Annotated in this window: 19 protein-coding genes and 2 tRNA genes; 12 read left to right on the top strand and 9 right to left on the bottom strand. The window is 42.7% G+C overall.

Translation table 11 applies throughout. The features are described from left to right. Positions 1-7 precede the first annotated feature (7 nt). Both guaA and mscL read right to left on the bottom strand, forming a co-directional pair. Positions 8-1,531 carry a glutamine-hydrolyzing GMP synthase gene (guaA, locus tag ACGHVY_RS01545; protein ID WP_308746876.1) on the bottom strand — a complete coding sequence of 508 codons (1,524 nt, stop codon included), beginning with the start codon at positions 1,529-1,531 and terminating at the stop codon, positions 8-10. Between the two features lie 129 nt (positions 1,532-1,660). Further along, a complete protein-coding gene (mscL, locus tag ACGHVY_RS01540; protein ID WP_308746877.1) occupies positions 1,661-2,107 on the bottom strand; it encodes a large-conductance mechanosensitive channel protein MscL in 447 nt (148 codons plus the stop codon). A 141-nt stretch (positions 2,108-2,248) separates the two neighbouring features. On the opposite strand from mscL, the gene gap reads away from it, so the two are divergent. From gap to ACGHVY_RS01505, 7 genes are all read left to right on the top strand, one after another. Then, positions 2,249-3,259: a type I glyceraldehyde-3-phosphate dehydrogenase gene (gene gap / locus ACGHVY_RS01535; protein WP_073347768.1), complete on the top strand. Its 1,011-nt coding sequence runs from the start codon at positions 2,249-2,251 to the stop codon at positions 3,257-3,259. 171 nt (positions 3,260-3,430) lie between these two features. Further along, a complete protein-coding gene (locus ACGHVY_RS01530) occupies positions 3,431-5,491 on the top strand; it encodes a M3 family metallopeptidase (protein WP_390596660.1) in 2,061 nt (686 codons plus the stop codon). Positions 5,492-5,507: 16 nt separating this feature from the next. Beyond that, the gene (locus ACGHVY_RS01525; protein ID WP_390596657.1) at positions 5,508-6,014 is read left to right on the top strand and encodes a DUF4847 family protein; all 507 of its coding nucleotides are present in this window, start codon (positions 5,508-5,510) and stop codon (positions 6,012-6,014) included. 12 nt (positions 6,015-6,026) lie between these two features. After that, positions 6,027-6,476, top strand: coding sequence for a dCMP deaminase family protein (locus ACGHVY_RS01520; RefSeq protein WP_390596654.1), 450 nt, complete (start codon positions 6,027-6,029; stop codon positions 6,474-6,476). A 30-nt stretch (positions 6,477-6,506) separates the two neighbouring features. Beyond that, positions 6,507-8,258 carry a S41 family peptidase gene (locus ACGHVY_RS01515; protein WP_390596651.1) on the top strand — a complete coding sequence of 584 codons (1,752 nt, stop codon included), beginning with the start codon at positions 6,507-6,509 and terminating at the stop codon, positions 8,256-8,258. After that, on the top strand, positions 8,236-8,760 hold the full coding sequence (locus tag ACGHVY_RS01510) for a 5-formyltetrahydrofolate cyclo-ligase (protein ID WP_390599636.1): 525 nt from the start codon (positions 8,236-8,238) through the stop codon (positions 8,758-8,760). The genes ACGHVY_RS01515 and ACGHVY_RS01510 overlap by 23 nt, the downstream gene beginning before the upstream one ends. Next, on the top strand, positions 8,705-9,496 hold the full coding sequence (locus ACGHVY_RS01505; protein ID WP_390596648.1) for a histidinol-phosphatase: 792 nt from the start codon (positions 8,705-8,707) through the stop codon (positions 9,494-9,496). The genes ACGHVY_RS01510 and ACGHVY_RS01505 overlap by 56 nt, the downstream gene beginning before the upstream one ends. On the opposite strand, the gene ACGHVY_RS01500 is transcribed toward ACGHVY_RS01505, so the two are convergent. Both ACGHVY_RS01500 and recF read right to left on the bottom strand, forming a co-directional pair. After that, on the bottom strand, positions 9,483-9,770 hold the full coding sequence (locus ACGHVY_RS01500; protein ID WP_175630220.1) for a DUF721 domain-containing protein: 288 nt from the start codon (positions 9,768-9,770) through the stop codon (positions 9,483-9,485). The genes ACGHVY_RS01505 and ACGHVY_RS01500 overlap by 14 nt on opposite strands. Next, positions 9,767-10,876 carry a DNA replication/repair protein RecF gene (recF, locus tag ACGHVY_RS01495; RefSeq protein WP_390596645.1) on the bottom strand — a complete coding sequence of 370 codons (1,110 nt, stop codon included), beginning with the start codon at positions 10,874-10,876 and terminating at the stop codon, positions 9,767-9,769. Before recF ends, ACGHVY_RS01500 begins: the two co-directional genes overlap by 4 nt. Before the next feature lie 160 nt (positions 10,877-11,036). Here recF and ACGHVY_RS01490 point away from each other — a divergent pair, with 160 nt between their 5' ends. The 5 genes from ACGHVY_RS01490 to ACGHVY_RS01470 all read left to right on the top strand — a co-directional run bounded on the left by ACGHVY_RS01490 (position 11,037) and on the right by ACGHVY_RS01470 (position 13,906). Further along, positions 11,037-11,720, top strand: coding sequence for a tol-pal system YbgF family protein (locus ACGHVY_RS01490; RefSeq protein WP_303877075.1), 684 nt, complete (start codon positions 11,037-11,039; stop codon positions 11,718-11,720). A 159-nt stretch (positions 11,721-11,879) separates the two neighbouring features. After that, positions 11,880-12,374 carry a 6,7-dimethyl-8-ribityllumazine synthase gene (ribH, locus tag ACGHVY_RS01485; protein ID WP_390596643.1) on the top strand — a complete coding sequence of 165 codons (495 nt, stop codon included), beginning with the start codon at positions 11,880-11,882 and terminating at the stop codon, positions 12,372-12,374. 52 nt (positions 12,375-12,426) lie between these two features. Further along, positions 12,427-12,509: transfer RNA gene (locus tag ACGHVY_RS01480), tRNA-Tyr, on the top strand. Positions 12,510-12,517: 8 nt separating this feature from the next. Further along, positions 12,518-12,590 (top strand) — tRNA-Gly (locus ACGHVY_RS01475). A 62-nt stretch (positions 12,591-12,652) separates the two neighbouring features. After that, positions 12,653-13,906, top strand: coding sequence for a Gfo/Idh/MocA family protein (locus ACGHVY_RS01470; protein WP_390596640.1), 1,254 nt, complete (start codon positions 12,653-12,655; stop codon positions 13,904-13,906). On the opposite strand, the gene ACGHVY_RS01465 is transcribed toward ACGHVY_RS01470, so the two are convergent. From ACGHVY_RS01465 to ACGHVY_RS01445, 5 genes are all read right to left on the bottom strand, one after another. Then, a complete protein-coding gene (locus ACGHVY_RS01465) occupies positions 13,878-14,438 on the bottom strand; it encodes an RNA polymerase sigma-70 factor (RefSeq protein ID WP_308746167.1) in 561 nt (186 codons plus the stop codon). The genes ACGHVY_RS01470 and ACGHVY_RS01465 overlap by 29 nt on opposite strands. 150 nt (positions 14,439-14,588) lie before the next feature. Continuing rightward, positions 14,589-17,459: a M60 family metallopeptidase gene (locus ACGHVY_RS01460; protein WP_390596638.1), complete on the bottom strand. Its 2,871-nt coding sequence runs from the start codon at positions 17,457-17,459 to the stop codon at positions 14,589-14,591. A 159-nt stretch (positions 17,460-17,618) separates the two neighbouring features. Continuing rightward, complete coding sequence (locus ACGHVY_RS01455) at positions 17,619-18,488, bottom strand: discoidin domain-containing protein (RefSeq protein WP_390596635.1); 870 nt, start codon at positions 18,486-18,488, stop codon at positions 17,619-17,621. Between the two features lie 21 nt (positions 18,489-18,509). Further along, on the bottom strand, positions 18,510-20,414 hold the full coding sequence (locus ACGHVY_RS01450) for a RagB/SusD family nutrient uptake outer membrane protein (RefSeq protein ID WP_308746164.1): 1,905 nt from the start codon (positions 20,412-20,414) through the stop codon (positions 18,510-18,512). An 11-nt stretch (positions 20,415-20,425) separates the two neighbouring features. Beyond that, complete coding sequence (locus ACGHVY_RS01445) at positions 20,426-23,809, bottom strand: TonB-dependent receptor (RefSeq protein WP_308746163.1); 3,384 nt, start codon at positions 23,807-23,809, stop codon at positions 20,426-20,428. Between the last annotated feature and the right edge of the window lie 18 nt (positions 23,810-23,827).

Raw genomic sequence — 23,827 nt, 5'->3', positions numbered from 1 at the left:
GGATATTTTATTCCCATTCTATGGTTGCCGGTGGCTTGGAGCTGATATCATAAGTCACGCGGTTCACGCCCTTCACCTTATTAATAATATCATTCGAAACTTTACCCATAAATTCATAGGGCAGATGTGCCCAGTCGGCAGTCATGGCATCCGTAGATGTTACGGCGCGCAAGGCAACTGCTCTTTCATAGGTACGTTCATCACCCATTACGCCAACAGACTGTACCGGCAATAAGATAACTCCTGCCTGCCAAACTTTATCATACAATCCCCAGTCACGCAATCCCTGGATGAATATATCATCAGCATCTTGCAGGATACGCACTTTCTCCGGAGTAATATCTCCCAAGATACGTACAGCCAAGCCAGGCCCCGGGAACGGATGACGGGTAATCAGATGTTCCGGCATACCCAATTCACGACCTACACGGCGAACTTCATCCTTAAACAACAAACGAAGCGGTTCGCACAATTTCAGATTCATTTTTTCAGGAAGACCACCTACATTGTGATGACTCTTAATCACTGTTCCTGTGATAGACAATGATTCGATGCAATCCGGATAGATGGTGCCCTGAGCCAGCCATTTCACATCTTTTATCTTGTGAGCTTCTACATCGAACACATCAATAAAGCCTTTACCTATAATCTTACGCTTTCTTTCCGGCTCAGCCACACCGGCCAATTCGGAAAAGAACTTCTCACTGGCATCTACGCCGATTACATTCAGACCGAGGCATTCGTAATCAGCCATCACGTTCTTAAACTCATTCTTACGTAGCATACCATGATCTACGAAGATACAAGTCAGATTCTTGCCAATGGCTTTGTTCAGCAATACCGCAGCAACAGAAGAATCTACGCCACCACTCAAACCGAGTACTACTTTATCATCGCCCAACTGAGCTTTCAATTCGGCAACCGTGCTTTCGATAAAGGAAGCAGGCGACCAGTCTTGCTTGCAACCGCAAACATCCACCACGAAATTCTTCAGAATCTGTGTACCGTCTTCACTGTGAAACACTTCAGGATGAAACTGCACACCCCATACATCCTCACCTTCTATCTGATAAGCAGCAATCTCTACTTTATCCGTCGAAGCGATTTTCTTAAAATTATCCGGAATAGCCGTAATCGTATCACCGTGACTCATCCATACCTGCGAACCGTCACGAACTCCTTTGAACAACACATTATCCTTGCAGAAAGAAGCCAGATGAGCACGTCCGTATTCGCGCGTACCAGCCGGCTCTACTTTTCCGCCATTGGTATACGACATAAACTGTGCTCCATAGCAGATACCCAATATAGGATATTTACCGCGAATCTCGCTCAAATCGACTTTAAAAGCATCTTTGTCATAAACAGAAAAAGGGCTTCCCGAAAGGATTACCCCTTTAATTGTTGTATCTTCCTTAGGAAATTTGTTGTAAGGAACAATTTCGCAATACGTGTCCAATTCGCGGACACGACGGCCTATAAGCTGTGTAGTCTGCGAACCAAAATCAAGAATTATTATTTTCTCCTGCATATTAATGGTTGGATTTTGAATAAAATGGTCTGCAAAAGTAGGAAAAAGTACGCAATCTATATAATAATGAAGAAAAAAATAAAGGAGATTCACAAGATAACACTTGAAATCTCCTTTATTTTAATTAGCTCAAATACTCTTTTCTTTCAGCAAATCGCGAATCTCCGTCAGTAACACTTCTTCTTTTGTAGGTACCGGTGGAGCGGGTGGTACGGCTGCGGCTTCCTCTTTTTTCTTCGCCGTCAACTTAGTCAGCAGTCGTATAAATAAGAATATGGCAAAGGCAATAATCAGAAAATCAAAAGTTGCTTGCAGAAACTGACCGTAATCCAAAGATACTGCAGGCGCAATCTCTTTACCGTCGGCCCCTACTTCAGCCGCTTTCATTACCCATTTCAAATCCGTAAAATTCACACCGCCAACCAGTAAGCCGATTGGAGGCATAATTACATTAGCAACCAATGATGATACGATTTTTCCAAACGCACCACCAATTACTACACCGACAGCCATGTCGATAACGTTTCCTTTCATGGCAAACGCCTTAAAGTCCTGTAAAAATGTGCTCTTTCCCATCTTTTTCAATATTTAATGTGAATTTAATGCGCGAATATAAAAACATTTTTGTAATTTTGCACCGCATTTGAAAGTAAAACAAATGCGGAGACCGAGAGATATTTGAACAAATATTATAAAACCCTTAAAAGTTTAAACAAAATGATTAAAGTAGGTATTAATGGATTCGGACGTATCGGACGTTTCGTTTTCCGCGCTGCAATGAAAAGAAACGATATTCAAATCGTAGGTATCAATGACCTTTGCCCGGTTGATTACTTGGCTTATATGTTGAAGTATGACACAATGCACGGTCAGTTCGACGGTACTATCGAAGCAGATGTTGAAAACAGCAAATTGATCGTTAACGGTCAAGCTATCCGTATCACAGCTGAAAGAAATCCGGCTGACTTGAAATGGAATGAAGTAGAAGCTGAATACGTTGTTGAATCTACAGGTTTATTCTTGAGCAAAGACAAAGCTCAGGCTCACATTGAAGCTGGTGCAAAATATGTTGTAATGTCAGCTCCTTCTAAAGATGATACTCCGATGTTCGTTTGCGGTGTAAACGAAAAAACATACGTTAAAGGTACTCAGTTCGTATCTAATGCTTCTTGTACTACTAACTGTCTGGCTCCTATCGCTAAAGTATTGAACGACAAGTTCGGTATCCTTGACGGTTTGATGACTACAGTTCACTCTACAACTGCTACTCAGAAAACAGTTGACGGTCCTTCTATGAAAGACTGGAGAGGTGGTCGTGCTGCTTCTGGCAACATCATCCCTTCTTCTACTGGTGCTGCTAAAGCTGTAGGTAAAGTTATCCCTGCATTGAACGGCAAACTGACTGGTATGTCTATGCGTGTTCCGACTTTGGACGTATCTGTAGTTGACTTGACAGTTAACTTGGCTAAACCGGCTAGCTACGCTGAAATCTGCGCTGCTATGAAAGAAGCTTCTGAAGGCGAATTGAAAGGTATTCTGGGTTACACTGAAGATGCAGTAGTTTCTTCTGACTTCTTGGGTGATGCTCGTACTTCTATCTTCGATGCTAAAGCTGGTATCGCTTTGACTGATACATTCGTTAAAGTTGTATCTTGGTATGACAACGAAATCGGTTACTCTAACAAAGTTCTTGACTTGATCGCTCACATGGCATCAGTTAACGCTTAATTAGAAGATTAACATAGATAAAACCGCTGCGGGCAACCGTAGCGGTTTTTTTATACATTTCATTTTATATATTGTTAAAAAGCAAGCTGTTATCCGCTGAGTAAGCGACAATTTTAGTAGCTTTGTGACTCTATGGAGAGATTATTAATAACATTGATACTTGTTTGCACTATGAACAATATAACAAATGCCCAGAATCCGTTCTTCGGGCAGTACCAAACTCCGCACTCAACCGTGCCTTTTGACCGGATAAAAACCGAACACTATGAACCTGCAATCCTGGAAGGAATCAAGCAGCAGAATGCAGAAATAGATGCCATCATACAGAATCTGGAAAAAGCGACTTTCAGTAATACGATAGAGGCTTTTGAAGCATCGGGAGACTTATTGGACAGAGTAGTAGCCGTTTTCGGGAATATGCTTAGTGCAGAAACGAATGACGACCTGCAGGAACTGGCTCAGAGAATCATGCCGCTGCTTAGTGAGCATAGCAACAATATCACGCTGAACGAAAAATTATTCGCACGCGTGAAAGAAGTGTATAACCAAAAAGAGAACTTACAACTCACACAGGAACAAAGTAAGCTACTGGAAAATGCATACAACAGTTTCGTTCGCCACGGTGCCAACCTGGAAGGTGAAGCTCGCGAAGAATACCGCCGACTGACTACCGAATTGAGCAAACTGACTCTTGACTTCAGCGAGAACAACCTGAAAGAAACGAACCTTTACCAAATGCTATTGACGAAAAAGGAAAGTCTTGCCGGATTGCCCGATATTATCGTAGAAGCCGCTGCCGAAACAGCGAAAAGCGAAGATAAGGAAGGATGGGCATTCACCCTTCATGCACCAAGCTATGTTCCTTTTATGACATATGCGGACAACCGTGATTTACGTCAGAGACTTTATATGGCTTACAATACCAAATGTACGCACGATAATGAGTTCAACAATATCGAAATCGTGAAGAAAATAGCCAATACACGCATGAAGATAGCCCAGTTGCTGGGATACAAAGATTATGCGGAATATATGCTTGTGAAAAGAATGGCCGAAAACAGCGAATCTGTATATAAACTGCTCAATCAACTTCTGGAAGCTTATAGCCCCACCGCACGGCAGGAATACAAAGAAGTGCAGGAATTGGCCCGCCAGGAACAGGGAGACGACTTTGTTGTAATGCCTTGGGACTGGAGTTATTATTCAAACAAGCTGAAAGATAAGAAATTCAATATCAACGAGGAGATGCTCCGCCCCTACTTCGAACTTGAACAGGTAAAAAAGGGAGTGTTCGGATTGGCAGAAAAGCTATATGGAATCACATTCCGGAAGAACACGGAGATTCCTGTTTACCATAAAGACGTCGAAGCATTCGAAGTGTTCGATAAGGACGGAAAATTCCTTGCTGTCCTATATACCGACTTCCATCCGCGTCTTGGAAAACGTTCCGGTGCTTGGATGACAAGTTACAAAGACCAGTGGATAGACCGACAGACGGGGGAGAACAGCCGTCCGCACGTATCCGTTGTAATGAACTTCACCAAGCCGACCGAGAACAAGCCTGCACTATTGACATTCAATGAAGTAGAAACATTCCTACATGAATTCGGACACAGTCTGCATGGTATGTTTGCCAATTCTACTTACAAGAGTTTAAGCGGCACAAATGTTTATTGGGACTTTGTGGAACTTCCCTCACAGATTATGGAGAACTTCGCGATAGAGAAAGATTTTCTGAATACTTTCGCCCGCCATTATCAGACCGGAGAGGTTTTGCCGGATGAATTAATCAAACGCCTGGTAGATGCTTCGAACTTCAATATCGCATATGCCTGCCTGAGACAACTAAGTTTCGGATTGCTTGATATGGCATGGTACACTCGCACTACTCCTTTCGATGGAGATGTGAAAACCTATGAACAAGAAGCCTGGAAGAAAGCGCAAATATTACCGGTGGTACAGGAGGCTTGCATGAGTACACAGTTCTCTCATATCTTTGCCGGGGGATATGCTGCCGGATATTACAGCTACAAATGGGCGGAGGTACTGGACGCCGATGCATTCTCACTATTCAAGCAGAAAGGAATATTCAATAAGGAAATTGCCGACTCGTTCCGTAACAATATCCTGTCGAAAGGTGGCACAGAGCATCCAATGACGCTTTATAAACGTTTCCGCGGACAAGAGCCGAGTATTGATGCTTTATTAATCAGAAACGGAATTAAGAAATAAGTATTAGGTAATAAGTATGAAAAAAAGTATATATAAAATTATAGGGTTGCTGCTGTTGCTTCCTTTATTTTCAGGGTGCAACGATTCGGATGATGTAGCTTCCATCTTTACAGGAAAAACATGGAAGCTAAATTATATCACTGTTGACGGTAGTCATGAAATGTTTGATTTTTGGGGAGATAAATTGAAGGAAGAAGCAAGCATTAAAGAACTCAACAAAAATGGAACATACAATGTCGTATTTGAAGGTGTAGCCGAAGGCGATCTTATCAGTGGAAAAATAAGAGGAAACGTAATCGCTTCTTATCCACTTGCAGGAACTTGGAGCGCAAATGGCAAAAACAATAATTTTAATGCCAATGTCACAGGAAACGATGGTGGAGACAGACTCGCCAAGAATTTCTTGGAAGGGCTCAACAATGCAACATCTTATGAAGGAGACAATAAAAACTTATACCTTTTATATAAGCCTAACGGAAGCCAGCAAACTTTCCGCATGGTTTTCCGTGTAGTAAACAACTAATCGCAAAACGACATGGACTCAGAAAAGAAACAATTAGAACTTGACAAACGTTATATACGCATGGCCAGCATATGGGCTGAAAACTCCTATTGCGAACGCCGTAAAGTAGGGGCTTTAATCGTTAAGGACAAAATGATTATCTCCGACGGATATAACGGAACGCCTTCCGGTTTCGAGAATGTATGTGAGGATGAAAACAACCTGACAAAACCATACGTTCTGCATGCGGAAGCGAACGCCATTACAAAAATAGCACGTTCAAATAACAGCAGCGACGGAGCCACGATGTATGTCACGGCTTCACCCTGCATTGAATGTGCGAAGTTAATCATACAGGCAGGAATCAAACGGGTAGTTTATTCCGAACATTATCGCCTGGAAGATGGAATAGAATTATTAAAACGGGCAGGAATTGAAGTCATCTATACAGAACCGGATAACAATTCTGCTTCGGACAAATAGTAAAACGAACGTTTTAAAAAAGGAATAGACATGAGTACAAAGAACTCTTCACGTTTCACACCTGTCATCATAGCTGTCAGCGTGGTAATCGGAATTCTTATCGGCACATTTTATGCCAAGCATTTCGCCGGTAACCGCCTGGGTATCATAAACGGTTCTTCCAACAAGCTGAATGCATTGTTGCGAATCGTAGATGACCAGTATGTAGACACAGTTAATATGACCGACCTCGTAGAAAAAGCAATGCCGCAAATTCTGGCCGAGCTCGATCCACATTCAACTTATATTCCGGCTCAGAATCTCGAAGAAGTCAACTCTGAACTGGAAGGTAGCTTTAGCGGAATCGGTATCCAGTTTACTATACAGAACGACACAATTCATGTGAATGCAGTCATTCAAGGCGGTCCTTCTGAAAAAGTAGGTCTGATGGCGGGCGACCGTATCGTCATGGTAGACGACAGTCTGTTCGTCGGCAAAAAAGTGACCAACGAGCGAGCCATGCGCACTCTCAAAGGGCCTAAAGGTTCTCAAGTGAAGTTGGGAGTCAAGCGTATGGGAGAAAAAGACTTACTGAATTTCAGCATTACCCGTGGTGATATTCCACAAAACACAGTGGATGCAGCCTATATGGTGAATGATGACATCGGTTACGTAAAGGTTAGCAAGTTCGGCCGTACCACCCATGTAGAATTACTCAATGCACTGGCGCAACTTAACCATAAGAAATGTAAAGGACTGATTATCGACCTGCGCGGCAACACCGGCGGATATATGGAAGCCGCTATCCGTATGGTAAATGAATTCCTGCCCGAAGGCAAACTTATCGTATATACCCAAGGCCGCAAATATCCGCGTGCAGAAGAATTTGCCAACGGCACAGGTAGTTGCCAGAAGATGCCGCTCGTCGTATTGATTGACGAAGGTTCTGCCTCAGCCAGTGAAATCTTTACCGGAGCTATTCAGGATAATGACCGGGGTACGGTAGTAGGACGCCGTTCTTTTGGCAAGGGACTCGTCCAGCAGCCTATCGATTTCAGTGACGGTTCGGCTATCCGCCTAACGATTGCCCGCTATTACACTCCGTCCGGACGCTGCATCCAACGACCTTACGAAAGTGGTAAAGACCGCAACTACGAACTGGACTTATACAACCGTTACGAACACGGAGAGTTCTTCTCACGCGACAGCATCAAGCAAAATGAGAATGAACGCTATAACACCAGCCTGGGACGTACTGTATACGGCGGTGGCGGTATCATGCCCGATATATTTGTGCCACAGGATACGACAGGAGTCACTTCCTATCTTTCTACAGTCATCAACCGTGGACTGACTATCCAGTTTACATTCCAATACACGGACAACAACCGGAAAAAGCTCAGTCAATATGAAACGGAAGAAGAACTGCTGAACTATCTACGCCACCAAGGCCTGGTTGAACAGTTTGTTCGTTTTGCCGAAAGCAAGGGAGTGAAAAGAAGAAATATCCTTATCCAGAAATCATATAAACTGCTGGAAAAGAATATCTATGGCAACATCATCTACAATATGCTGGGACTGGAAGCCTATCTCCAATACTTCAATAAGACAGATGCTACTGTCAATAAAGGAATCGAGATACTCGAAAAAGGAGAAGCTTTTCCTAAAGCTCCGGTAGCAGTCGAAGAGGAAGAAGTGACAAAGGACAAAAAAGATGGAAAGAAAAAAAGAACTGCGCAAGTATATAGCATCACTGAAGACCCGTCACGAGGATTCAGCTATGCGGAAGTTGCAATCAGCTAAAGTACTTGCCGCCCTCGAAGCCCATCCGGCTTTCAGGGCGGCAAATACTATATTACTTTATTATTCGCTAAAAGACGAAGTAGACACGCACTCGTTTATCCGGAAATGGAGCAATAAAAAGCGGATCGTGCTTCCGGTAGTTGTAGGTGACGACTTGGAATTACGTATATATAGCGGCCCTGAAGATATGGCAACCGGCAGTTATGGTATAGAGGAACCGACCGGTGAACTATTCACAGACTATACCGCCATAGACTTCATTGCCGTTCCCGGAGTCGCTTTTGACTCAAAAGGCAACCGGCTGGGACGGGGAAAGGGCTATTACGACCGTCTTCTGCCACGCATTCCGTCTGCTTTCAAGGCAGGTATTTGTTTTCCGTTTCAATTAGTAGAAGAAGTTCCTGCGGAATCATATGACATTCGCATGGACATAATCATAACAAGCAATGAGGACGAATTATCACACCCATACCACCCGCTGCCATCATGCGACAGGGAGTGACGAAGAATTTGTTTTAAGCGCCATCAAAGGCGGTTATCAAGAATTAGGTTTCTCAGACCATACCCCGTGGAAATACCGCACCGGCTATATATCGGACATCCGCATGACTCCCGAAGAATTGCCGGAATATGTAGAAAGCCTCCGTTCGTTACGGGAAAAGTACAAAGACCAAATCAGTCTGAGAATTGGACTGGAATGTGAGTATTTCCCGGATTACCTGCATTGGCTGAAAGGCATCATCAAGGAATACCAGTTGGATTACGTCATTTTCGGGAATCACCATTTTCACACGGACGAAAAGTTCCCCTACTTCGGCAGGCATACAGATACGGTGGATATGCTCGAACTTTACGAAGAGAGCTCCATCGAAGGGATGGAAAGCGGATTATTCGCTTATCTGGCACATCCTGATTTATTCATGCGCTCCTACCCCCGATTCGACCGTCACTGCAAACTAGTCAGCAGACATATCTGCCGGACAGCGGCACGGTTAAATCTGCCGTTGGAGTATAACCTCGGCTATGAAGACTACAATGACACGCATGGAATTACAACTATTCCCCACCCCGATTTTTGGGAAATAGCAGCCCACGAAGGTTGTACTGCCATTATCGGAGTGGATGCACATAATAACCAATATTTGGAAACGCCTTTCTATTATGACCGCGCCACCAAGATTCTGAAAGAACTGGGAATAAAAACAATAGACCGGATTCCTTTCCTTAACGGAAAATGATATTTGTAATTACCGTAGCTCCTACTTTCTCATTGAGTGCACGTATCAGCATTTCGCGCCCCATCAACAGCTCCTGACGTAGAGCGGCAGAAGTAAGATGCACATATAAAGTCTGGTTACGAATATAAAGATTGCTGGTATAGGTTGCCGCAGGTCCCAGTATTTTGGGCCAGGCATCCAGCAATCTTTGTTCGTTCAACGGAGACTCCAGACTCTCCTGGCGAAGAAACTGCTGAATCAGTTTTCCTATTTGTTCGGCATCATTGCGTTTCATTGTTCAGCCTCCATTTCGTGAATGACTCCTTCTTCCACACGGAAAATCTTATAATCACTACCCACTTTATGCAAAATACTATCCAAGTGTCCACGGTTCGTATCCGTTATAAATATCTGTCCGAAGTTATCGCCCGCCACCAATTTGACTATCTGTTCCACACGCGAAGCATCCAGCTTATCAAAAATATCATCCAGCAACAATAAAGGGACAGTTTTTCCGGTACGTTTCAGAAAATCAAACTGCGCCAACTTCAAAGCTACCAGATACGTTTTGTTCTGTCCCTGCGAACCTTCTTTCTTTATCGGAAATTCGCCCAACAGCATATTCAGCTCATCTTTATGAATCCCGCGCAAAGAGAATCCCATAATCTTGTCCCGCTCTCTGCTTTGCTTCAACACTTCCAGCAAAGAAGCCTCCCGCGCATGAGATTCATAAGACAATCCTACATATTCCTTATCCTGGGAAATGAAAGAATAAAAAGACTGAAAGATAGGAATAAACTCTTTGATAAACGCTTCACGCTTCTTGAATACAATTTCACCGGCCTGCGCCATCATTTCCTCCCACACCAAAAACAGTTCCTCTTCCACAGGAAACTCACTTTTCAGCAAAGTATTCCGTTGTGTCAACGCCTTGTTATACCGTATCAGCGCATCCAGATATTCCTTGTCATACTGCGAAATCACAACATCCATAAACCGACGCCGCTCGTCACTTCCCCCGGCAATCAATTCGGAGTCGGCAGGCGACACCATCACCAAAGGCAAAAAACCTATATGATCGGAAAAGCGGCTATATTCCTTCTTATTACGCTTGAACTGCTTCTTGGAGCGACGTTTCATCCCGCAATAAATTTCCTCGGGAGTCCCGTCCTCAGCTTCATAAAACCCCTGAATAACAAAGAAGTCCTGTTCATGACGAATATTCTGAGAATCAATCGGATTGCCGGAACTTTTACAGAAAGACAAGAAATACACCGCATCCAGCAGATTCGTCTTTCCCATTCCGTTCTGCCCGAAAAAACAATTCAGTTTGGCGGAGAATCCCAGCTCCACTTCTTCCAAATTCTTATAATTTAATATGGATATTCGTTTCAGTATCATTATGTACACGTTAATTTGCTCACAAAAGTAGCAAGATTTTCGTGGTTTTCGGGTGTAAAACAAAAAAAGATGGCTCTAAATTTCATTTGTAGATATAAAAAAACTACTTTTGCGAGTCGAAATATCAAACCGTGAATAATAACAAAAAGAATCATATAAAATGGCAGAACAAAAGAATCAGAACGAACATCTGAACGTAGAAGATGCACTGACACAATCGGAAGCATTTCTTATCAAGTACAAAAACGCAATCATCGGCGGTGTTGTTGCTGTGATTATTATTGTAGCAGGTATTATCATGTACAAAAACCTCTATGCTGAACCACGTGAAGAAAAAGCACAGGCAGCTCTTTTCAAAGGACAGGAATACTTTGAACAGGATGCTTTCGAGCAAGCACTGAACGGTGACAGCATCGGTTTCGCCGGCTTCCTGAAAGTAGCCGACGATTACAGTGGAACAAAGGCGGCTAATCTGGCAAAAGCCTATGCAGGTATTTGCTATGCACAACTCGGCAAATATGAAGAAGCAGTGAAAATGCTGGATGACTTTAACGGAAAAGACCAAATGGTTGCTCCCGCAATCCTGGGTGCTGCAGGTAACTGCTATGCACAACTCGGACAATTGGACAAGGCAGCTTCTACCTTGCTGTCGGCAGCAGACAAAGCTGACAACAACACATTGAGTCCGATCTTCTTGTTGCAAGCCGGAGAAATCCTGGTGAAACAAGGCAAATTTGACGATGCAGTAAGCGCTTATACCAAGATCAAGGACAAATACTTCCAATCTTACCAAGCTATGGACATCGACAAATATATCGAGCAGGCTAAACTGATGAAAAAATAAGATACCTTATTATATATAAGATATTAGGCACGGATTACACAGATTGACACGGATTAAAAACAGTTATCAACTACAACCGTGAAATCCGTGTAATCCGTGCCTTTTTTCCAGAAACCTTTCCAAACTTCCAATTTTTAATTTTTAATCTATAATTTACTCATGGCAACAGCTTATCATAATTTATCCGAATACGATTTTAATTCAGTTCCGAATGCTGAAAATATGAAATTCGGCATCGTTGTATCCGAATGGAATTTCAATATAACAGGCGCTTTGCTGAAAGGCGCGGTCGATACATTAAAAAAACATGGAGCAAAAGAAGAAAATATTCTGGTAAAAACTGTTCCGGGAAGTTTCGAACTTACATTTGGCGCCAACCAAATGATGGAAAATTGCGATATTGATGCAATTATTGCAATTGGTTGCGTAATTAAAGGAGATACTCCACATTTTGATTATGTTTGCATGGGAGCTACCCAAGGTATTACCGAATTAAACGCAACTGGCGATATACCAGTCATTTACGGATTAATTACCACCAATACAATGGAGCAAGCAGAGGATCGTGCCGGTGGCAAGCTGGGTAACAAAGGAGACGAATGTGCAATTTCTGCAATAAAAATGATCGATTTTGTTTGGAGTTTAAATAAATAGTTGTATCTTTGCACCGCAATTGAGAAACAAACTAACTCAAAAGCAAAAAAAAGGGCAAATACCAGAGTGGCCAAATGGGGCAGACTGTAAATCTGCTGTCTTTCGACTTCGGTGGTTCGAATCCATCTTTGCCCACAAAAATTGCGGAAGTAGCTCAGTTGATAGAGCATTAGCCTTCCAAGCTGAGGGTCGCGGGTTTGAGCCCCGTCTTCCGCTCTCCAAAGAGAATCTGAGAAATTAGATTCTCTTTTTTTGTTTTACTTTAGAGCACTATGATTATGAAAGATTCTCTGGCACAAACTCACGTACTCCGGTTAGCACATTCTCCTATCCCTACTGTCCATATCGGAATCATAGGATTGGGTAATCGGGGATTGCTCACCCTGCAACGCTATCTGCAAATAGAGGGTGTAGAAATCAAAGCCCTTTGTGAAATCAGGGAAGGGAACCTTCACAAAGCCCAGCAGCAATTAAAAGAAGCAAACCGCCCTAAAGCTACCGGATATACCGGTACAGAAGGCTGGAAAAAGATGTGTGAATCAGACGGGCTGGATTTGATTTTCATCTGCACCGATTGGCTGATGCATACACCAATGGCTACCTTTGCCATGGAATGCAACAAGCATGTAGCCATCGAAGTTCCGGCAGCCATGAGCGTAGAAGAATGCTGGCAACTGGTCGATACGGCAGAAAAAACCCGACGCCACTGCATCATGTTGGAGAACTGCTGCTACGATCCTTTCGCACTGACTACTCTCAATATGGCTCGCCGGGGAATACTCGGGGAGATCATGCACGTAGAAGGAGCTTATATCCACGACCTTCGTTCGATGTATTTTGCTGAAGAAAGCGAAGGAGGTTATCACAACCACTGGGGAAAAAGATATAGCATCGAACATACCGGCAATCCCTACCCTACTCATGGACTGGGACCCGCCTGCCAGATTCTCGACATTCACCGTAGTGACCGGATGGAATATCTCGTTTCCATGTCTACCCATCAGGCAGGAATGAGCGAATATGCCCGCCGGATGTTCGGTGAGTATTCGCCGGAAGCCCGTCAACAATATCAATTGGGAGATGTCAATACGACGCTTATCCATACAGTCAAAGGAAAAACAATCATGCTTCAATATAACGTATCCACTCCACGTCCTTACAGCCGCCTGCAAACAGTATGCGGAACACTGGGATTCGCGCAGAAATATCCGGTTCCATGCATAGCACTGGACCCGAACGGTGACACACCGCTCACGGGAGAAAGGCTGGAGAAAACACTGGCACGCTATAAGCACCCCTTCAGTGCGACCATCGGCGAAGAAGCGCACCGCAAAGGATTACCCAATGAAATGAACTATGTAATGGACTATCGTCTTATCTACTGCCTGCGCAACGGACTTCCACTCGACATGGATGTATATGATGCCGCCGAATGGTCATGTATTACAGAATTAAGCGAGAAATCGGTACTAAATGGAAGCACACCGATGGCTATACCTGATTTCACTCGGGGAGCATGGAAAACAACATAAATAAAAGAAGATTCTTTTTCAAAAATTTCAAGGTGAGGTGAATATGCCGTTCTACGGCTTTTTCACCAATCCCACAACGAAGGGCAATCTCCCGATAAGTCATATTTTCCTCCCTGCTCATTAAAAAAATTTCACGCTGTCTTTTGGGCAATACGGCTATCAACCGGTCAATATATTCCTTCAAATCCTCAGCCACCATACAGTCTTCTTGATTGTACGGCTCTTCATTCTCAATGGAACGTAATATCGTCATCTTGAACATATCTTCGCGTATTCTACTACGGGCCTTATTAAAAATAATGTTCCGGGTAATAATAAATAAAAAGCCCTCCAACTTCTTGTTACTATCCAATAAATGGCGAGATTCCCAAAACTTCACAAAAACATCCTGTACAATTTCAGAAATACTATCAGAAGAAGTTACATATAGCTTAGTAAAATTATAGACTCTCTGCCAATAGTAATCATATAATGCAGCAAAAGCTATATTATTACCGTTTTTCACTTGCTCTATCAACTCTTCTTCCTTCATATTATATAAATCTTGCTGTATACAAAGATAATATTTTTACCGGAAATTATATCTATAAAATGCATGAAAAATGCCATAGATTAACACAACCGTCACAGTTATCAGATAAAACTGCCTTGTATCAATCTATGGCAAAATTTAGAACAGCAGTCAACCGACAACCGGAATCTCAGTCCGTTTTCCTACTGCTGAAACAGCATAAAGTCTGTAGTCACCACTCCAGTTACCGGGAAGCGTAAACACATCGGTAGCAGAAGGCGTCGTTTCACCACTGGAAACAAAGACAAGATTATCCGCCTCATCCCTCACTTCATAAACCACTACATTCTGCCAATTCTTTATTGTAATAGTATTGCCGTTTCGGGTTGCACTTGCTCCAGGTATTACCTGTGGCTTAGTCTTGTACAGTTCCCATGTATTATCCGATATATATTCAAGGGCTGTATCTTGTAATTTACTATATCCCAGACTCTCCACTCTCTTCCTCAGCGCATCCACCATGCCTTCAGTCACTTTCAAGGTTTTCGTGTCATAATCTTCAATCAGCCTGTCCACCGGAGTCAAAAATCCCCATTTCTCAAAGAAATCAAGCAAATTCAACCGAGCTGCCACACAACAATTATACACGAAATCCAATTGAATTTCCCCTTCACTCATGCCGCTATAATCTTTTGTACGGGCATACTCGAAAACCTCCGGATAAAAGCCGCCACAATCCGACTGCTGAAGAGGAGTCAGTCCAAGTACCTTACCAAAGTAAAGCTCCAATTGCCAGAAAGGCACCAACTTACAAAACACATCATTCGAATCATCCAGATTTGTAAAATCAGCATGAGAAGCTTTCGGAACAATAATGCCGTTCCATGCCTTCGAATACCTGTTACGGTAAACCGCTCCCATATCCTCGGTCTGTATTCGGGAAGGTTGACCGAAAACCGTAGTCTGTACATACTCGGACATGATATTATTGGTCACCTCCGTCAGTCCTATCCACTTGATTCCCGGACGAGTCTGGTTGCAATGCCCGATTTCATGAGCAGGTCCCCAGCAGCCGGTAGTTTTCAATACATCAGGATCACACACATCTCCCATTGTCGTCTGATTGTAAGCCGTATGATAGGCAGTCGCGTACATAAAAGAGTGATACATGACATTAAGGTAAATCCTGTTTCTGAACATCTTACCATATTTTTCCAAACCAAGGAGTTGCATTTCACTGTGAGCAATCTTATCATAAAGCTCAATCAGTTCATTACCGTTTGTAGCAGCATACTTCCTGAAATCATTGGTCTCAAATGTCAAATGTGCATATTGACCTACTACATCAAAATATTTGTCCGTAGCTTTACCCAACAATTCACTCCAACGCCCCCGATGCTCTACATTCTGCGAATCAAAATAACCGTTCACTGTACCCGAAGCAAAATGAATCTTAACAGGCCGTGCCGTTTCCGCCTCTTCCAACGTTTTGGTATGGTACATCACATACACCAGTCCTTTTCCATTCATTGTCAACTTATTAATACCTCGATACAATGGATACGTAACTCCTCCGAACCCGTCACCTCCCGGTGCGTCCAGATTCTGTACCTTCATTCCAATGTTCTGTCCGTATGTATCGCCCACCATTACAACCAACGTCTCTCCTTCTTTCACCGAGATTCCTGTTGGATTATCAAGAAGACTGTACGGATTCGTCTTATGACTTTCCGACTGGATATCCGGGTGCGGGAACGCTTTATAGTCAGCCACACGGAAATTTCTGTCATACTTATCCTTGAACATATAATACGCCAAATTCTTGAAAAAAGGATATTTACAGTTCTCAATATCCGTTTCCGTGATTCCAGCTTTCAGGTTACTACATGCCTCATCCTCAAAAAGAGTAGAATAAACAAAAGCATTCAAGTTTTTGGAATAGAATTCCATTTCGGCACAAGAAACAAATCCCTGGCCGTCTCCCGCTCCGCTTTTCACGATAAAACGGAAAGACTTAGCCCGGACCGTATTGTCAAAAGTAACCCTGGAAGCTGTCGCTGAACCCTCAAAATCCTTATCAAGCAACTTTGTAAATACATTCCCGTCTTCCGAATACTGAATTTCCACTTCCTTAAAATTACCGTTATACCCTGACGGACGGGGGTAATAAATCAGATAATCCACATCCGACACTTCCGCAAAATTATAAGTCAGCGTAATCGGGAAATAATTCGCTCCGCCATTAGACCAGTTCGAGTGATATAACGTAGAATAATCACCGTCAAAAGACTTTCCAATAACATCTTCCCCTTGATGGGAAGTATCAGTACCGCTCACGACCTTCACTTTGATATCCCCTTCTATATCTTCTCCCGTACCGCCATTATATTCATTCAAGCCATGCTGTACAATCAAAACCGAAGCAGAAACCGGAGAGGTTTCTACTGAAGCCCCTTCCGGTAAAACTTCCGCAAAAACAATATTTCCCTCTCTCTTTTCATCCAATGTGCTGCTTTTCACCACATAAACATGAGTTGATGTCACCATCTCCGGTGCACGGGATTTTACTTTTTCTACAATCCAATCAGGGACCCCGGCACTGACCTCCACATTGGCAGTGACATTGAAAGCAATCTCCTTCCCGATGACTTCCACTTCAAATACGTTTGTATCAATCAGTATAGCAGGTTCATATCCCAACTGACGAACTTTAACCGTCTTTTTCAAGCCTTCTGCCGTTATTGTTATGACAGCCTCACGCACTAATCTTTCTTCACTTTCGTCTACGAAGATTTTCAGAACCTTTCCTGCCACAGAAAGTGTACACCAGCTCTTATCCGCCGTAGCCTCCCAAATCGGAGCATTCGTCGAAACCGTTATGTTCTGTGTGCCGGCTTCACATTTGAAGTCTACTACTTCCTTATTAACGGACAACTCGACCACCTCCAGCGCCTCATCATCACTTGTACAAGAAAAAGCGACTGCCCAATGTATAAGTATGAAAAAGACGAACAAACATTTTTTTATATGACTGTTTACCATTTGCCGAAATCTATATATTATGTAACTTTATTCAAAACACCAATAAAAAAGGCGGAAATCCAATATTATCCCTGAAAAGGAATATTCATATTTCCGCCTGATTCGTCTACTAGACAAAATCTATCCGACTATTTCAATATCTGCATGCTACACTCCCCGCTATTCAGCTTCAGGATCGACGACACTTGCATCAACCTCAAACAGTTTAAACTCCGCCATACTGAAAAAGACAGAACCTGTATTTGTGTGATTTACCGAATAACGTATATAACGATAAGGTTTTGAACTATCTCCCATGATAGGCGACATATACGGAGTTGTACTCATCAACATTCCATTCTTAGCCTTTGTGAGATTCTCAATCAATTCAAAATTGACTCCGTCATTACTACCCATAATATCCACATCATCAGGAATGTTGTTTCCATTACGTGCCACCGACTCATACTTAAAATAAGTAATTTCTTTTTTTACATCTATCTGGAACCAGTGAGGAGACGCAGGAACAGCCCCGCTCCAGGTCGTATGAAAATAAGAACCGGTATTCCCGTCAATAAGATTCGCTATAGGTCCTTCCGAAGCTTCCTGAGCATTCGTCGACAACTGCTTCTCGGTCAATGCCAATTGTCTGGACTCTCCAAAAACGATTTGCACCTTAGCTGGTTCCGAAACAGCCTTGATTGTCTGGACATTTCCCGCATCTCCCGTTTCACTATAAGACTGTACCTTAAATTCATATTCTCCGAACTTTTTACGCGTATCCGGAATCAACACACTATCCGCATAAACGCTTGCCAGCCTTACCACATCCTGTTCCAATAAATAATCATAATAGGATACCTTTATATATCTGATTGTATTATCATCAGGCGTAACCCAACGAAGCACAATATAACCGGGCTTATCTTGAGTATCGGCACTTAAATCAATCACATCAGAAGGAACAACAGACTTTGTATCTTCATCACTGCAACCTGCTAATCCAGTCAAAAGCAGCGTTACAACCAATAAGAATATATTTTTCTTCATAACAGTCATGCTAAAATTTAATTAATAATTAGGATTTTGCACCATATTAGGATTCTTGCTCACTTCTGCAGCCGGGATCGGTAACAAATATTGGCGCGGAGTATCAAAATTACGCACATCAGGAAGAGTTTTCACAGTAGCAAATCCATTGATATCCGTAGCATCAATATTCATACCCTTTACCGGCACATTAAAGTACTTGTCCCCCAGTTTCCAACGACGGATATCCCAGAAGTTCTGTTGTTCCAGATAAAGCTCTATCATTCTCTCCTGTCTTACAATTTCTGTCAATTTGCCGTTCAGGCCACCATTTCCCGTATAGCTCACTATAGGATTCTTCGCATTCTTCCAGGAATCCTTAACAGAAAGGAGTCCGGCACGCTGACGCACCCTATCCAATTTCTCCATCCCCTTCTCAAGATAGCCTTCTTTATCATAGGCAATACATGCTTCCGCATAATTCAGATACAATTCCGCCAGACGAATGACCGGCCATGGATAATCTTTGGAAGGTTCTTTTTGCGACTTGGAAGCAGCCACTCCCGGATGAACACCTTTTTTATTCAAATATCCGGTTTTTGAGTAGTTATTATTTCTACCCTGCTTGCCGCAATTTCCCTGTTCCGTAAAATCCGTCAACCATTTCTTACCTTCCGCACGCTCAGCTTTCGCTACATAAGCATTCTCCTTAGACTCTGCCTGGCATTCATAATAACCATTTTGGAATGCAATCCAGGCATAAAAACGGGGTTCACGATCAATATTCATCTTCAAAGTTTGTCCTTCGCCATAAGTAGCATCATCGGGGAACGGAACTACCGAGAACCGATTCTGATAATCAAACTCAGGATCTTCGTCAATCGGAAGTCCGTTTTTCGTATAAAAGCGCTCCACCATAGTCAAAGTCGGCGCAACACCATTCCAGGAACCATCACTCAAATAAGGCAAGGATTTTGGCTGCAAACCATATGCACCTGCCTTACGCGTCTCTGCCATCAACACCTCTTTCGAGTTGTCCTTATCCATAAATGTAAAACGCATCGTACGCTGCGTCAAATCCTGAGGTTCGGGATAGCCACTCAAATCCCCTTCTTTCATCTCGTATAAACTATGCCCGTTAGACTCAGCCAGATTAATAGCCTCAAGTGCGGCATCCGCAGCCTTCTTCCACTTATTTTCGTCATAAGAAAGAGGCATCAACGGACTACCGTCCGTGCCGACAAAGTCACTGTAATATTCCGTATTACCATTGAACAAGGGAGAAGCTGCATAAAGCAACAATCTGGCTTTAAGAGCTTTGGCAGCCACACTGGTTGCAAGACCATATTCCGACCCCGTCCGGGTAGCCGGCAGTCTTCCGGCAGCACTGTCAAACATATCACAAGTCCACTGCACACATTCGTCATAAGAGGTACGTCCCAATAAATTATCTTTCGGAGTATCCAAAACCGGCAGTTCCTTCACTAACACGACCGGACCATAGCATTTAATCAACAACATATGAAAATAAGCGATCAGAAAATCCGCCTGAGCCACATAGTTGTCTATTGTTGCCTGATCAATGCGGGGAACAGAGTTTATATTCTGCTTCAACAAGTAACATTGGCGTATACCTAAAAACAAATCATTCCAATAACTGATGATCAAGTTTCCCGAAGTATAAACACCTTCGGCAAATTTTACGTACGATTCCTGAGTAAAAGGACTTATTATCTCATCCCCACTGAAATCCAGACAATTCTGCACCATATTAATCTGCGGTATATATCCATAACATGAATACAGAAATCTTTCCGCCGCTTTAGGACTGGAAAAAGCATCTTTATCACTGGCTTTTTCCGCCGGCACCACATCCAGAAAATCACAGGACACCATTACAGCTCCCGCAAACAATGCTAAAAACAGATATTTTATTATATTTTTCATACTATGTAAATTTAATTATTGAAAGTCATTTGGAAGCCTACATTAAAGACACGTTGTGTAGGGTATTTCAAGCCGCTTCCGCCTCCCTGTTCCGGATCCCATAAATCAAACTTAGAGAATGTCAACAAGTTGGAACCGCTGACATAGAAGCGCATTCTTTTAAATGTATATCCAATCTCCATATTTTTCAGTTTCAAGAACGAACCATCACGCATCCAATAATCAGATGTACGACCGGAGTTTCCGGGATTCGTATTATTCAGACTAGTTTTACGGGTCAAACGCGGATATTTCGCATCTACATTCTGATTCGTCGGCGACCATCTGTCATCAGCCACAAATTGCAGCACATTACGCAACGAGTTATCACCGAAAGGATGGAATCCACTCATAAACAAAGAAGTTTTCGCTACTCCCTGAAAGAAGAAAGAGAAATCCCAGTTTTTATATTTGAACGAAGGGCCGAAACCATATACGATTTCAGGAACCGTAGGATTTCCAATCCATGTCCAGTCGTCCACGTCCACTATATTATCTCCATAGCCATGTATATTCGATACATTGAGGTATTTGATATCACCTGCTCCCAGTGTAGACCCCATCTGCTGATTGTAACGGTCTATTTCAGCCTCATCTAAAAATAACCCGTTCGACAAATACCCCTGGTTAACATTGGCACTCTGACCGACTTTCGACTGAAAGGCATATTTAGGAGCTTCATCATACTTAGTAATTTCATTGTGGGCGTAAGTAAACGTTCCCTTAAAATTCATATAGAAATCTTTGCTGAACGCCTTGTTATAATCAATAGAGAAATCGAGTCCTTGATTTTTCATCTCAGCAAGGTTGCCAAACACATCGGTCGACCCGGTTCCCAGATAAGTAGGAATTGTTCCTTTTTTTTGGAATATATCTCTACGAGTCTCACGGAAAACATCAACAACAATATTCAGGCTGTTCAATAATTGCAAGTCAATACCAAGATTGATCTTTTCTCCCACTTCCCAAGTGATATTAGTGTTTTCATAACGGGTATAAACCGGTCCGCTCAATCCATAGTTTTGGTCAATACCGGTAGTAAAACCTTTACCGGACAAATTAATCGTAGGCATATAAATAAACCTTTCACCGCCAATTTGGTCATTACCGACCAATCCCCATGAGCCGCGTAATTTCATACTGGTAACAACCTTACGCAAAGGTTCAAAGAAACTCTCTTCACTGATATTATATCCCAGCGCTATGGAAGGGAAAAATCCCCAGCGATGTCCCTTCGCAAAATTTTCCGAACCATTATACCCCATATTGACTTCCGCCATATATTTTCCGTCATATGCATACGAAAGTCGTCCGGCAAGACCTTGCTTACGTTTAGGCAGCGAATTGATAAGATCGTTACCCGGCACATTGTTCACAAGTTCGTCCTGATTATAAAGCAACATGGCATTCACATCATGCTTTCCAAATGTACGGTTATAATCAAGCATTGCTTCCAGATAAATCCGGCGATCTCCCGCCGTCTCGTTAGTATTGTTCAAATCGGTCGACACTTCATTACCTACTCTATTGGTAGTGTAGCTATACGAACCGTCTTCATTCTGTTCATACGCCCCTAACAAATATTTATTCCAGCCGGCACTATATTTATTAACTGATTTTGACCAGTTCTTAAATGTTCCCAATGCCTTAAAGCGAAGCCCCTTGGTCAGAAAATCCAATTTCTGTTCAAACTCAAGAGCGGCGATAACCGTACTTTCAAATGTATCATTGTATCCTGTAGTCAACTGGGCAACCGGATTACCCTGATAAGCCGTAATCAAACGGTCAGTAGTACCCCATTTCACATGATTAGTTGTTCCGTCCGGTTCATAAAAAACAGGTGCTTCAACCGGACTTGAGTTCATAGCATCCGCAAAAATATCATCAATACCGCGGTTGGGCTCACGCAAGTCACGAAGTTGTACATTCAACCTTACTGACAACTTGGATGTCTTGCTGAGATATGCATTAATATTGTTCTGGAAAGCATAACGCATCACATCAATATTATTGTTATAAGAGAAAAAGTCTTTAGAGCGATTCTTCAGCATACCCGATTCGTGATTGACTGAAATACTTGAAAAGTAATCGATCTTTTTCCCTCCACCACGGATGTTAAAGTTCACTTTCTCATTGAAAGCTACATTATTAAACATCTCATCATACCAGTTCACATCGGGAAAAACATACGGATTCAGTTTCATACGCGTCCCGTTAATCTTATCCTGACTATACAAAACGTCCGGACTACCATCATTCTTCACAGCTTCATTGAACAGTTCCATATACGTAGCTCCATCCACGAACTTAGGAGTTTTGGTAGGTTGGCTGACCTGTCCCTCTACACGGAAATTTATAATCGGTTTATCCAGATTCTGTCCGGATTTAGTAGTGACAATCATAACACCATTTGCACCACGAGTTCCGTACATTGCCGTAGCGGTAGCATCCTTCAAGATGGAGAATCCGTCAATCACTTCCGGATCCAATGCGTTCAAATCGGCGGAAGACACCTGTACACCGTCAATGATAATCAGAGGCGATGTAGCCTGACTCAAGGTTGAAATTCCCCGAATCCAAAAATCAGAACCGTCCGCTCCAGGACGACCAGTACGCTGGACAGCAACTACCCCAGACAAACGGCCGGCAAATGAGTTGGAAAGATTCGTTGAAGGAACTTTCAAATCCGCTGGACGGATAGCCTGCACCGAACCTACCATACTTGCCTTTTTCTGTCCTGTCCCATAAGCTGTTACCACAACCTCTTCAAGTGCCTGTGCATCCTCCGACAAATCAATGGCAAGCACTTTCCGATTACCAACTTTCACTTCCTTAGTTGTGTATCCCACATACGAAACTTTCAAGACATCCTGCGGATTTGCCAGAATCACAAACTTACCATCAATATCAGTAATAACACCTGTCGCGGTTCCTACAATAGCGACACTTGCTCCAATGACAGCCTCTCCCGTTCGCGCGTCGGTAACAACACCCACTATTTCCGTTTTTTTGGCTTGTTGGGCAGATTCCGTTTTACTCATTTTTAAAACAACATCATTACCTTGAATCAGCCAGGTGATTCCGGTGTTAGCAAAGACTTCATTTAATACCTTATCAATTGTACCCGAACAATTGATATTTTTCAATCGAATGTTTTTCAAATCCGCAGCATTGTAAAAAAAGACATAATTACTATTCTTTTCAATGAGCATAATAGCTTCTTTGATAGTAATAGACTGCCCTTTTACCGTAATATGCCCCTGAGCTCCAAGGACCGTCAACGGATAAAAAAGCAAAACCAGCACGATATACTTGAAATATCGTACGCAACTTTGAAAACTGAGTGATTTTCTCATGCTTTAATTAAGTTTGAT

The organism is Bacteroides sp. f07 (genome assembly GCF_042854785.1).
In the GTDB taxonomy this organism is placed as follows: Bacteria; Bacteroidota; Bacteroidia; order Bacteroidales; family Bacteroidaceae; genus Bacteroides.
The sequence above is the reverse complement of the archived record's forward strand: the minus strand, read 5'-3'. Positions and strand labels throughout refer to the sequence as shown.